The sequence below is a fragment of the Trichococcus ilyis genome, from assembly GCF_900109135.1.
Classification (GTDB): domain Bacteria; phylum Bacillota; class Bacilli; order Lactobacillales; family Aerococcaceae; genus Trichococcus; species Trichococcus ilyis.
The window spans coordinates 55,006-68,097 of sequence record NZ_FNYT01000016.1 but is presented as its reverse complement, the minus strand read 5'-3'; the positions used below and the strand labels follow the sequence as shown (position 1 = coordinate 68,097).

At 51.9% G+C, this 13,092-nt stretch carries 11 protein-coding genes; 7 read left to right on the top strand and 4 right to left on the bottom strand.

Annotation, left to right across the window (positions count from 1 at the left end):
* The coding region (locus BMX58_RS08945; protein WP_113649405.1) for an ATP-binding protein at window positions 1-1,289 on the top strand (1,289 nt) is incomplete at its 5' end.
* 327 nt (window positions 1,290-1,616) lie between these two features.
* Here the strand turns inward: BMX58_RS08945 and BMX58_RS08940 are convergent.
* Window positions 1,617-2,498, bottom strand: coding sequence for a fumarylacetoacetate hydrolase family protein (locus BMX58_RS08940; protein WP_068622853.1), 882 nt, complete (start codon window positions 2,496-2,498; stop codon window positions 1,617-1,619).
* 292 nt (window positions 2,499-2,790) lie between these two features.
* Here BMX58_RS08940 and BMX58_RS08935 point away from each other — a divergent pair, with 292 nt between their 5' ends.
* Window positions 2,791-3,060 (top strand): ACT domain-containing protein, encoded by a 270-nt coding sequence (locus tag BMX58_RS08935; protein ID WP_068622852.1) that lies wholly within the window; start codon window positions 2,791-2,793, stop codon window positions 3,058-3,060.
* Between the two features lie 12 nt (window positions 3,061-3,072).
* A complete protein-coding gene (locus tag BMX58_RS08930; RefSeq protein WP_068622851.1) occupies window positions 3,073-4,431 on the top strand; it encodes a PFL family protein in 1,359 nt (452 codons plus the stop codon).
* A gap of 52 nt (window positions 4,432-4,483) precedes the next feature.
* Here BMX58_RS08930 and BMX58_RS08925 read toward each other — a convergent pair whose 3' ends face one another.
* A complete protein-coding gene (locus BMX58_RS08925; protein WP_068622850.1) occupies window positions 4,484-5,821 on the bottom strand; it encodes an APC family permease in 1,338 nt (445 codons plus the stop codon).
* A gap of 140 nt (window positions 5,822-5,961) precedes the next feature.
* Complete coding sequence (locus BMX58_RS08920) at window positions 5,962-6,834, bottom strand: cation diffusion facilitator family transporter (protein WP_068622849.1); 873 nt, start codon at window positions 6,832-6,834, stop codon at window positions 5,962-5,964.
* Between the two features lie 233 nt (window positions 6,835-7,067).
* On the opposite strand from BMX58_RS08920, the gene BMX58_RS08915 reads away from it, so the two are divergent.
* Both BMX58_RS08915 and BMX58_RS08910 read left to right on the top strand, forming a co-directional pair.
* Window positions 7,068-8,522, top strand: a complete 1,455-nt coding sequence (locus BMX58_RS08915; protein WP_068622848.1) for an amidase — start codon at window positions 7,068-7,070, stop codon at window positions 8,520-8,522.
* A gap of 97 nt (window positions 8,523-8,619) precedes the next feature.
* The gene (locus tag BMX58_RS08910) at window positions 8,620-10,614 is read left to right on the top strand and encodes a KUP/HAK/KT family potassium transporter (RefSeq protein ID WP_068622861.1); all 1,995 of its coding nucleotides are present in this window, start codon (window positions 8,620-8,622) and stop codon (window positions 10,612-10,614) included.
* A gap of 132 nt (window positions 10,615-10,746) precedes the next feature.
* Here BMX58_RS08910 and BMX58_RS14680 read toward each other — a convergent pair whose 3' ends face one another.
* Window positions 10,747-10,884 carry a hypothetical protein gene (locus tag BMX58_RS14680; RefSeq protein WP_165605753.1) on the bottom strand — a complete coding sequence of 46 codons (138 nt, stop codon included), beginning with the start codon at window positions 10,882-10,884 and terminating at the stop codon, window positions 10,747-10,749.
* Between the two features lie 306 nt (window positions 10,885-11,190).
* On the opposite strand from BMX58_RS14680, the gene BMX58_RS08905 reads away from it, so the two are divergent.
* Together BMX58_RS08905 and glnA are read left to right on the top strand one after the other, a co-directional pair.
* Complete coding sequence (locus BMX58_RS08905; protein WP_068622847.1) at window positions 11,191-11,577, top strand: MerR family transcriptional regulator; 387 nt, start codon at window positions 11,191-11,193, stop codon at window positions 11,575-11,577.
* A gap of 48 nt (window positions 11,578-11,625) precedes the next feature.
* Window positions 11,626-12,960, top strand: a complete 1,335-nt coding sequence (gene glnA, locus BMX58_RS08900; RefSeq protein ID WP_068622846.1) for a type I glutamate--ammonia ligase — start codon at window positions 11,626-11,628, stop codon at window positions 12,958-12,960.
* The last annotated feature ends 132 nt before the right edge of the window (window positions 12,961-13,092 follow it).

The following is a 13,092-nucleotide window of genomic DNA, read 5'->3' as shown; positions in this document are numbered from 1 at the left end:
GCCAAACGGCCATCAACCTGGCCGACAAATTGGTCAAACACGGCGTGAAGATCCTCGGCACGAGCCTAGAAGATCTGGACCGCGCCGAAGACCGCAAACTGTTCGAACAGCTGCTGCGCGACCTGGACATCCCGCAGGCGCCGGGCAAGACCGCCGTGACCGTCGAAGAAGCGGTGGCCGTGGCGGATGAGATCGGCTATCCGGTCTTGGTGCGTCCGTCCTACGTATTGGGCGGACGGGCGATGCAGATCGTCTACAACCAAGCCGACCTGGAGAAATACATGCGCGAAGCGGTTGTGGCCAGTCCCGAACGTCCGGTTCTGGTCGACCATTACCTGATCGGACAGGAATTGGAAGTCGATGCGATCTGTGACGGCGAAACTGTCCTGATCCCGGGCATCATGGAACACATCGAACGCGCCGGCGTCCACTCGGGCGACTCGATCGCGGTCTACCCGCCGCAGAACCTGTCGGCGGAACTGATCCAGACGATCGAAGACTACACGATCCGCGTGGCGCAAGGCCTGAACACAATCGGCTTGGTGAACATCCAGTTCGTCATCAGCAACGGCGTCGTTTACATCATCGAGGTGAATCCGCGCGCGAGCCGGACGATACCGTTCCTGAGCAAGGTGACCGGCATTCCGATGGCGAACTTGGCGATGCAGGGCATTCTTGGCATCTCTTTGAAGGAGCAAGGCCACCAAACAGGCTTGGTGGCGCCGAAAGCCGGCGTGTACGTCAAGATGCCGGTCTTCAGTTTCAACAAACTGAAGAAAGTCGACACTGTCCTGGGGCCGGAAATGAAGTCCACCGGGGAAATCATTGGGAAGGATAAGGTCCTTTCCAAAGCCCTGTACAAAGCGTTCCGTGCCGCGAATGTCCAGGTTCCGGAATACGGCACCGCTTTGCTGGCGATCGCGGACAAGGACAAGCAAGAAGCCTTGCCGCTGGCCAAAAGACTGATTGCGATCGGCTATCGCCTGATCGCATCGAACGGTACCGGACAAGCACTGCAGGAAGCGCAGCTGCCGGTCACGATCCTGCCTGAAGGAGAAGCGAAACGGGATGCGATCCTGCAGGGCATGCACGACGGCAAGATTCAAGTCATCATCAACACGATGACGGAAGGTAAGACCGAGGAAACGGACGGCTATTTCATCCGCCGCGAAGCCGCTGATAACAACTTGCCGTGCCTGACCTCATTGGATACGGCCGATGCGCTGCTGCAGGCGATGGAAATGATGCATTTCCAGTTGCAGGCCGTCGGGACCGAAGCGATGGTTTAAATACGTCTATTTCAGGAAAATAAAGGGCTACCTCTTATTAGAGGACGGCCCTTTATCGTCGTTATTCGGCAACTTTTTGTGCGCATACTGTGATGCCGAAGTCTGCATTCTTCTCCGGCGAACGGAGGCTTCGCCGGGGTTCAGGTTGTATTCCGGTCGCGTTCTCCGATGAAGGTGGCTTCGCTGGAATTGAGTCCGATTGTTAGCGGTGTGCTCCGGTGAGCAGACCGTTCACCGGAGCTGGGGGGTGGATTACAGGGCACTCTTCTCCGGTCAGCGGGCGCAAAGAAGAGGCCATCTCATTAAGAGACAGCCTCTCGGATGCTGTTATCTAAAGGTATTCACCAGTGTTCCGATGCCTGCGATGGTGGATTCGATGACGTCGCCGGGCTTGAGCCAGACTTGTTCGTCTTCCGGATAGCCGAGGATGACCCCGTCCGGTGTGCCGGTGAAGATGATGTCGCCGGGCTCCAGTGCGAAGTGTTGCGAAATGTAGGAAATGATTGTCGGAATGTCGAAAATCAAGTGTTTGGTGTTGCTGTTCTGGCGGACCTCGCCGTTCAGTTTCAGGGAAATATCCAGGTTGGTCGGATCGATCTCGTCGGCAGTCACGTAGACGGGTCCGAGCGGCGCAAATTTGTCGGGCGATTTCCCCAGCAACCATTGCGGCGAGCCTTTTTGCCAATCGCGCGCGGTCACGTCGTTGCCGATCGTGTAGCCGGCCACATGCTTGAGCGCTTCTTCCGGAGAGACGCAAGAGGCTCTTTTTCCGATAACTACAACCAGTTCGACTTCGTAATCGACTTTGTCCGTGCCGGCGGGAATCGGGATGCCTTCCTTATGGGCAGCCAGAGCGCTCGTGAATTTGCTGAAGACAAGCGGTTTTTTCGGCCGCTCGCTTTTCGTTTCCGCAACGTGGGCGGCATAGTTTTTGCCGATGCAGAGGATTTTGCCGGGACGGGAAAGGACAGGCAGGAAAACGAGTTCGTCGTCCAAGGATACATAGTAAGCCTCGTCCGTCAGCGTGTCCGCGTGGGTCAGGATGGCATCCAGCTGCGCCGCTTGTTCCGGATCCTTCAAAACGTCTTCTATATAGGAAGGAACAGGCAGCGACAGGGCAGCGGCTGCTTTGGCTGCGTTCAGGAAACCGCGTTCCGTCTTGATGCCGATACGGCTTTGGCCGTCTTCTGAAAAATGAATCAATTGCATAGGGAAAACCTCCTTGATGTTGGTTTGAAACGTGCTTATGACCAGTGTAGCAATTATTCCAAAAAAACGATAGATTTAATCCGGCTTCTGCAATAATTTTCGTGTTTCGGGAAAGAACACAAAAAGATTCCGATGGATAGCGGTTACCGTTTTCCGTTTCCCAAAAAAACAGTAGTCTTTCCCTTTTTATGTGATAGAATAGGAATCATAAATTTCTAATAGGATTTTCATAGTGCTGGAAAATGGTATAATGGACTCGACAAAAAAATAATGAAGCAGGGGCGAAAAAAAGATGAGAGCAATCATGACCGTAACAGGTAAAGACCACACTGGAATCGTAGCGAGCGTATCGGTGGAATTGGCGCGTCTGGGCGTAAATATTCTGGATATTTCACAGACCATCATGGACGAATACTTCACGATGATTTTGATGGTCGAACTGAATGAAGCGAAAAATTCAGTAAAAGAAGTGAAGGACGCAATGAAAAAAGTCGAAGAAGAACAAGGTTTGGTCATCCGTTTACAGGCAGAAGACACATTCCATGCGATGCATCGGATCTAGGGGGATATTTGAATGTTAAGAACAGACAACATCTTGGACACCATCCGCATGTTCGAAGAGGACAATCTGGATATCCGCACCATCACGATGGGGATTTCATTATTGGACTGCATCGACAGCGATGGCGAAAAAGCTCGTGAAAGAATATACAAAAAAATCACCACCAAAGCGAAAAATTTGGTCAGCGTAGCGCAGGAAATCGAAGATACGTACGGCATTCCGATCACGAACAAACGGATTTCGGTTACGCCGATCGCCTTGATCGCCGGCGCAAGCGATGACACCGATTATGTGGCCTACGCCAAAACGCTGGATGCGGCGGCGAAGGAAGTCGGCGTCGATTTCATCGGCGGCTTCTCGGCTTTGGTCGAAAAAGGCTACAACAAAGGCGACAGAATCCTGATCGAATCGATCCCGGAAGCTTTGGCCGTGACGGACAAGGTCTGCAGCAGCGTGAACATCGGCTCCACCAAAGCCGGCATCAATATGGATGCAGTCAAACTGATGGGCGAAATCGTCAAAGCCACAGCGGAAAAAACGGCCGACAGAAACGGCTTCGGCTGCGCAAAATTGGTTGTTTTCGCAAACTCCGTAAGCGACAACCCATTCATGGCGGGCGCGTACCACGGGGTCGAGGAAGCCGATTGCGAAATCCATGTCGGCATCTCAGGGCCTGGTGTCGTGAAACGCGCATTGGAAAAAGTCAAAGGCGAACCGATGGACATCGTTGCCGACACAATCAAAAAAGCCGCTTTCCAGATCACCCGGATGGGACAATTGGTCGGAAACATCGCTTCGAAGAAATTGGACGTGCCCTTCGGCATCGTCGACTTGGCATTGGCTCCGACTCCGGCAGTCGGCGACTCTGTTGGGGAAATCCTCGAAGAGTTCGGCTTGGGCGTAGTCGGTACGCACGGAACCGTCGCTGCCTTGGCTGTCTTGAATGACGCAGTCAAAAAAGGCGGCGTGATGGCGTGCAGTCACGTCGGCGGCTTGTCCGGCTCGTTCATCCCTGTATCCGAAGACCACCGCATGATCGAAGCGGCTGCAGCCAACCAGATTTCTCTGGATATGCTGTTGGCGATGACGGCCATCTGTTCGGTCGGTTTAGATATGATCGCTGTCCCAGGCGATACGCCTGCGACAACCTTGGCGGCGATGATCGCCGATGAAGCGGCCATCGGGGTCCAAAACAACAAAACGACAGCTGTCCGGGTGATTCCGGCAATCGGCTGCGGGGTGGGCGATTTCGTCGAGTTCGGCGGTTTGCTTGGTCGCGCTCCGGTTCAGCCAGTCCATGAAGAAAGTTCGGCTGATTTCATCAACCGCGGCGGACGCAGCCCGGCACCGATCCACTCATTCAAAAACTAATCATCTGCATGTAAAAAATCCACCAGTCAGGTTGCAACTGGTGGATTTTTTGTCAGGCTGTTTTTTTCTCGTAGTATTTGTAGCCGATGAAGCAAACCAAAAAGCAGAACAGGATGAAGATCGGCACATAAGTCGGATTGGAGATGATGCCGCCGATCAGGATGATGGCGGACCCCATAATCGCGAATACCGGCGTGATCGAACCGAAGAATGTGCTGGTGATGACGCCTTCTTTTTTCATGCTGATGACTTTCAGGTAAAGGATGACGTAAGTCAGATAGCTGAAGACGATCGCGATTTCGCTGACGTCCCCGCCGCTGAGGATGCCGGATTTTTGGGTCAGATAATGCAAGGTCATCCAGACTAGCGAGACGCCAAAGGCGATCCGGGCAGCAGCCGGAGAAAGCTGGCTTTTCGGGTCGATCTGTTTAACGTTAGCGCTGTTCGGCAGCATGTTCTTTTCGGCGAGCGCCTGCGGCAAGCGCAGGATGCCCATGATGACGCCGTTCGTTACGCCCAGAATGGCGATCAGTACGAAGGAAAGGATGATGCTGCCGCCGCGTTCGCCCAGCAAGGAGGTACCGACTGTCGTGGTGGCTTCATCGCCCACCGCCAAAATGTATTCAGGGCCGGCTATGGAAACCAAACCGCTGAAATAGGTCAAGTAGATGCCCAGCACCACCAACGGTCCGATCGTCAACGCCAACGGCATCGTCCGTTTCGGATTCTTGACTTCGTGCGTGATGTTCGTTGCGATGGTCCAGCCGTCATAAGAGAAGGCCATCGGCGCCAATGCCGCCAACCAACCCCAGCCGACGTTCGTGATCGGGACAGCCAATTCAGGCGGCACGATCGGAGCCGGTTGTTTCCAGAAAATGCCGACGACAGCGATGGCGATCAGCGGAATCAGTTTCATGACGGTGGCGAGATTCTGGAAATAGCCGCCCAATTTGAGCGAAAAATAATTCAACAAAAAGAAAAAGGTCATGTAGAGCGTGCCGAGCAGTGTCTGGGTTTCCAATGTGTTCGGCAGACCCAGCAGCATGCAGGTGTAGATGCCGGATACCCAGCTCACGACGACGATGATCGTCGGCAGGTAAACGAACAATTGGAACCAACCGAATGCGCTGGCTGCTTTAGCGGAGATGAACTCCTCGAAATAAGCGACGATGCCGCCGGTTCTTTCGGTACGGTTAGCCAATTGTGTCAAGGTGATGCTGCCGAAAATGATGCTGAATGCGCCGATGCAGAAAACCAAAATGCCCAACAGGACATTTCCTCCGGTCGCGCCCAAAATGTCATCGGCTTTGAAAAAGATGCCTGATCCGACGCAGATGCCGACGATCATGGATACAGCGGTCGATAAGCCGTAATGTTTCTCTTCTTTCATAAATCCTCCCAATACTATATTTTTTCCAAAAAAAAAAGACGGACAGATCTTGATGACAGCTGCGTCCGCCAAAAAAGTCTGTATAAATCCGTCTGTTATTATACCACCAAAATACCGTCCGGCCTATCGATCTGCTGACATTAATGTGTCAAAGGTTCTACATGGACGTCTATCTCGAAAACATTGAATGCCGTGCGCAAGCGCTCCTCGACCTGTTCCGTGATTTCATGGCTGCGCAGCACTGTCAGCTCGGGATCAAGCAGAATAGTCACATCGACATAGACATTTGCTCCGTAGCTGCGCGCAGCCAAAGTCGTCACATCCTGGACATCGGGGATTTCCAGGATGGCCTGCCGGTATTCCGCCAGATGATTCGTTTCGAAACCGTCGGACAGGGAGAAGGCACTTTCGCGGAAAATATCGATCGCGGTCTTGATGATGACGATGCCCACGATGACGGCCATGACGCCATCCAACCAATACAATCCGAAGATGGAGCCGAAAATGGCGATCGCAGCCGCAAAACTGGTCAGGGCATCGCTCAGGTTATCTTTCGCGGAAGCGGCCAAACCGATGCTGTTGATGCGTTCAGCGAGTCGGTTGTTGTATACGTAAACGCCGGTCATGATAAATCCGGCGATCAAGGCGGTGACGCCGGAGAGGACGTCAGGGGTGGTGAACTCTCCGCCTGTCAGTTTCGAAAAGCTGGAGAACAGCACCTGCAGGCCCACCAAAAGCATCAGGAAGGAGGTGGCGAGGCTGGCGATCGTCTCCGCTTTCCAATGGCCGTAGGGATGATCCTCATCAGCCGGGCGGCGGGCGATCCGCAAGCCGATCATGACGGCGACCGTGGAGATGACGTCGGTGAAATTATTCAATCCATCAGCACTCAGCGCGGCCGATCCGAAGGCGTTCCCGATGAAGAGTTTTGCGAATGAGAGGGTCACATAGGCAACCATGCTGAGCCGTGCGCCCTGTTCCGCGAGTCTTAAATCCTTATATCTTTCGTTCATCGTTTCCTACTCCATTTCCTCTGCATGCATCCGGCAGTTTTTGCGTATTTCCTGAATTTGGGACAATAGAAGGATTCTACTACATTCTACCGCAACTGTCATCAAAAATGGATGAGAAAGTTCCGCAAGATCCGCCGATACTGTGACGGCAAAGTGACAATCCGGCTCCGTTGCCTTTTTGGCGGATCCAACCTACAATGGAAGAAAATGTGGAAATGAGAAGGAGGCTTTTTATGGATCGCCAGAAAGATGCCCTGTATTACACTGGGCTTTTGAGAACGAAACAAGCATCCCCGGAAGAATTGGTTGCGGATGCCTTCAAAAAGATAGAAAAAGAGAATCCCGGCTGCAATGCCGTCGTGCACACGCGCAGGGAAAGAGCGCTGCATGAAGCCCGGACACGGGATTTCGGCGGCACTCTGTTCGGCGGTGTGCCGATCCTGATCAAGGATTTGGGCCAGGACCTGGCTGGCGAGCCGGCGACATCCGGATCGCGCTTGCTGAAAGACTACATCGCTCCCCGCACCAGCCACTTTGTCGAAGCCATCGAGCGGGCTGGCTTCATCGTCATCGGCCAGACGAGCACACCCGAATTCGGGTTCAAGAACATCACCGATGCCGTCATCCATGGCCCGGCCAGAAATCCTTTCAATCCGGACCATTCTCCGGGAGGATCCAGCGGTGGGGCGGCTGCGGCGGTCGCTTCCGGTATGGTGTCCATCGCAACTGCCAGCGACGGCGGCGGCTCGATCCGGATCCCGGCTTCCTTCACAGGCTTGGTCGGGTTGAAGCCGACAAGAGGCCGCACACCGGTGGGGCCGGGATCCTACCGCGGCTGGCAAGGAGCATCGATCAGCTTCGCTTTGACGAAGACGGTAAGGGACACAGCGATGATGCTGGATGCTTTGCAGACTGTCCAAGCGGCGGCACCGTTCCAGACGCCTTTGTTCCCCGGCAGCCATTTTCAGGAGCATCAATCCGGCAAGCGGCGCTCGTTCCGGATCGCCTATTCCTTGGAATCGCCGGTGAAATCCACCGTCAGCGCGGATGCCGAACGGGCCGTGCTGCAGACGGTGGCCGCGCTGGAAGCGTTGGGTTACGAGGTGGAAGAAAAAACGCCTGAAATTGACGGCATCCGCTTGATGGAGGCCTACTATGCGATGAACGGAGCCGAAACGGATGCTATGTTGAGGAACTTTTCTGCGCAACTCGGCCGTCCGCTGACGGCCGATGACATGGAATTGGTTTCCTGGTCCCTTTATCAGTACGGCCGGACGATTTCCGGCGGCGATTATTCCTTGGCGCTGGGGCTGTGGGATCAGGCTGCGGCCACAATGGATGGATTCCATGAGAAGTACGATCTGCTGCTGCAGCCGACCACGGCCGATAGCGCTCCTCGGATCGATCACTCTTTCCAAAGCGAAGAATTGAAGAGGCGTATGCGGCATGCGGATGCTCTGCCGGCGCCAGACAGGAAAGAACTCGTTTGGGAGATGTTTGAGGAAAGCCTGGCGGTGACGCCTTTCACGCAGCAAGCCAATCTGACCGGGCAACCGGCCATCAGCCTGCCGGTGCATTGTACGGCTTCCGGATTGCCGTTGGGGGTGCAATTCACGGCCCCGAAAGGGAAAGAAGAATGGCTGTTGGACATCGCTGCGGTACTGGAGACGGCCGGGCTGTTCACGTAATCTGATGGCTCTTGACTGCCCCCAAAAAAGGATTATAATTAGGTAGTTTTCAAAATAGAAAAGATGTCTAGGATATTGGAGGAGAAATCGTTTGGAAATGCAGAAAGAAAAACATCCGCAGATTCCCCTGAGCATGGCTGCGGTTGTTGTGGCGCTGGGTGTCGTTTACGGGGATATCGGAACCTCGCCGCTCTATGTCATGAAAGCTATTGTCGAGGGGAACGGCGGGCTGGGGTCCTTGACGGATTCATTCATCATCGGGGCGTTGTCTTTGGTGATCTGGACGGTCACCTTGCTGACCTCGATCAAGTATGTGATCATCGCGATGCAGGCAGATAACCATGGCGAAGGCGGGATCTTCTCGCTCTACACGCTTGTCCACAAACGCGCAAAATGGCTGATCATACCGGCCATGGTGGGTGGAGCGGCTTTGCTGGCTGACGGCATTTTGACCCCGGCGGTAACGGTCACGACGGCTGTCGAAGGCTTGCGCAGCATCCCGTTCTTTGAGGGACTGTTGGGCGAAGGGCAAGGCAAGATATTGGCGATCACGATGACGATCATCTCGGCCTTGTTCATGATCCAACGCCTCGGGACCAAAACGATAGGGAAAGCTTTTGGACCAATCATGACCTTCTGGTTTACGTTTATCGGCGGGCTGGGATTATGGCAAGTGCTCAGCAATCCGAGCGTGCTGCTTGCCTTCAACCCTATGCGCGGCATCGAACTGCTCCTGAGCGAGCAGAACCATGCCGGCTTTATGATTCTGGGCAGCATCTTCTTGGCTACGACCGGGGCGGAAGCCTTGTACTCGGATATGGGCCATGTCGGCAAGAAGAATATCTACGGCAGTTGGCCATTTGTAAAGGCGGCTCTGCTGCTGAATTACTTCGGACAAGGGGCCTGGTTGATGCAGGCAAAATCGAACACAGCGCTTTACCATATCGAGGACTTCAACCCGTTTTTTGAAATGATCCCGGGCGGGTTGCGGCTTTTTGCGGTCCTGTTGAGTACGCTAGCCGCTATCATTGCTTCGCAGGCGCTCATAACCGGATCCTACACGCTTGTTTCGGAAGCGATCAGCCTGAATCTGTTGCCGCATCTGAAGATCCAATACCCTTCCCAGACAAAGGGACAGATGTATATTCCTTTGGTGAACAACATCCTCTGGCTGTCCTGCATGGGGGTTGTCTTTTACTTCAAGACATCGATCCGGATGGAAGCGGCCTATGGTTTGGCGATCACGATCACGATGCTGATGACGACCATTCTGATGTTTGAGTTTCTGCGCATGAAGAACTTCAATATTCTGGTTTCCCTGCTTATGTTCGTGTTCTTTGGCACCTTGGAGGCGACCTTCTTTATTTCCAGCGCGACCAAATTCTTCCACGGCGGCTACGTTGCGATCCTGATGGGTTCCATCCTGTTCGCCATCATGTTCGTCTGGCATAAAGGAAATAAGATCGAATCGTTGCAGCGGTTGGAATACCCGATGACGGATTTTATCGGTCAGTTCAAAAAACTGAAGGCAGACGATTCCTTGCCCGTTTATGCGAATAATCTGGTCTTTCTGACGAGCAATCAAAATCCAAGCACGGTGGACCGCGATATCCTCTATTCCATTTTGGATAAGCGGCCGAAACGGGCGGATGTGTATTGGTTCATCAACGTAGCCGTCACCGATCAACCGTACACACAGGAATACAAGGTTGAGGATTATGGCACTGACTTCTGCTTTAAAGTCCAGCTTCGTTTGGGCTTCAAGATTGAGCAACGGATCAATGTATACTTGCGCCAAATCATCCAAGAAATGATGGAAGAGGGAAGAATCCAGCCCCAAAAGCAGACATACACGATCTATCATGAAAAAGAAATCGGCGACTTCTGTTTTGTGCTGGTCCGCAAGGCTATTTCGCCGGAAAGCGATCTCTCCATCTTCAGTCGCTTCATTTTGAGTTTAAAGTATAATATCAAGTCGTGGACAGGCTCTCCTGCGAGGTGGTTCGGGTTGGAAAATACCAACCTGGTCATTGAACAGGTTCCGCTGTTCCTGAAGGCAAGGGATGCCAGCCGGCTTACCCGGGTGGATTAGGCATCAGAGCGCGCGCCGTTTTTGATAAACAGAACAGATATGGAAGAGGCTGGGGCTAAACTCCCAGCCTCTTTCCTGCATTCGAATATAGTGTGCGTAAACGCGGGACAGAACGCAGCCCCTGGCTCCACTTCACGAACAATGCTCGATTGGCCTGCAGCCATTCTGCGCTTGTTCGCTCCAGTGGTCCGGAGCCAAACGCGTTCTGTCCCACTCTCTTTGCGGTGCAAGCGCTTTGTCGCTCACATTTTTTTTTAATATTTTTTTCATTAATGGCCGCTTTTTTTCTGTCCATGCGAGGAAATCGGCCTATCAAGGGAAGATGAAATGCCTTTCAAATGTTATTCTGACAAGGGTTTACTGCCATGTTAGAATTTATTACATCCTATGTTAAGCTAGCGTTGACTTGGATGAGAAATAAGAGTATTCTTGTTGTATTAAATCACTCAATTAATTGTTAGCACATACGATTAATTGTTGAAAAGCATCACCTTTTTCTGAACAGGTGCGAACTCCTGAAGAAAAAGTACACATCTGTGGTTCACTCAACTCAGAAGCTTCGATGGAGGGGTTGGTATGAAAGAAAAGGAGCTACGACGTTCGATGGCTGTCTTTACCATCGGAACAGTCATGCAACTGACGGATTTGACAGCAAGACAGATTCGCTATTATGAAGAGCAAGAACTCGTTCATCCTAAGCGGACAGACACCAATCGCCGGATGTTTTCATTGAACGACGTTGATCGTCTACTGGAAGTCAAAGACTATTTGGCGGAAGGGTTGAACATCACTGCCATCAAGCGGATGTACAGCACGGAACGACTGAAGCGGCAGCAGGAAGAGGAGCTTGAAAACAAGCAAAAAAACCTGACCGATGAAGATGTCCGCCGCATCCTCTACAAAGAAATACTCAACGCAAGTGGATTTAACCCTGGGGATTCAAACAAACCTTGGGGAAGATAATAAAAAAACAAAAAACAAACAAAGCATAGTCAAGGAGAGGGAATACAAATGCCAAAATTTACTAGAGAAGAAATCATCGCATCAGCAAAAAATGATAACGTCCGCTACCTACGCTTAATGTTCACTGACATTTTAGGAACCATCAAAAACGTGGAAGTTCCTATCAGCCAGTTAGAAAAAGTATTAGACAACAAAATGATGTTCGACGGTTCTTCCATCGAAGGTTTCGTGCGTATCGAAGAGAGCGATATGTACTTGTACCCAGATTTGGATACTTGGTTAGTATTCCCATGGGGCACTGAACAAGGTAAAGTTGCACGCTTGATCTGTGACATCTACCAACCAAACGGCCAACCGTTTGCCGGCGACCCGCGCAGCAACTTGAAACGTGTCCTGAAAGAAATGACAGACTTGGGCTTTACTGATTTCAACTTGGGACCTGAACCTGAATTCTTCCTGTTCAAATTGGACGAAAAAGGCCAACCTACAATGAAATTGAACGACCAAGGCGGATACTTCGACTTGGCTCCTACTGACTTGGGCGAAAACTGCCGTCGTGACATTGTTTTGGAATTGGAAGCATTAGGTTTCGAAATCGAAGCAAGCCACCACGAAGTTGCACCAGGACAACACGAAATCGACTGGAAATACGCAAATGCTGTTGAAGCTTGCGACAACATCCAAACGTTCAAACTGATCGTTAAGACTGTAGCCCGCAAACATGGCTTGCATGCAACATTCATGCCTAAACCAGTATTCGGAATCAACGGTTCCGGTATGCACTTCAACATGTCATTGTTCAACGAAAACGGCAATGCCTTCTTCGACAAAAACGATGAACGTCAATTGAGCGAAACAGCTTACCAATTCATCGCTGGTCTGATCAAGCACGCGCGCGGCTTTACAGCTGTCTGCAACCCGATCGTAAACTCTTACAAACGTTTGGTTCCTGGCTATGAAGCACCTGTATACATCGCATGGAGCGGAAGAAACCGTTCACCGCTGATCCGTATCCCAGAATCACGCGGCATGTCCACTCGTGTTGAATTGCGTAGCGTTGACCCAGCTGCTAACCCATACTTGGCTTTGGCTACATTATTGGCTGCAGGTCTTGACGGCGTGAAGAACAAATTGGAAGCTCCAGCTCCAATCGACCGCAACATCTACCAAATGTCAGCTGAAGACCGTTACGAAAACGGCATCTTGGACTTGCCAACAACATTGCAAGAAGCTCTTCAAGAGTTCTCCAAAGATCAATTGTTGGTTGACGCATTAGGCGACCACATCAGCAATAACTTCGTAGAATCAAAAGAAATCGAAGTAATGTCCTACATCCAACAAGTAACAGAGTGGGAAAGAGAACAATACCTAAACATGTACTAAGAGAGTGTGATGATTTGCGGAATCCCCTACAAATCAGAACACGTTTAAAGAGAGTGCGATGAATCCCGTTTAGGAATCGAGCACTAAGAGGATAGCCACAACGCGACCCGCTTTTGGTCACGGTGTGGCTAT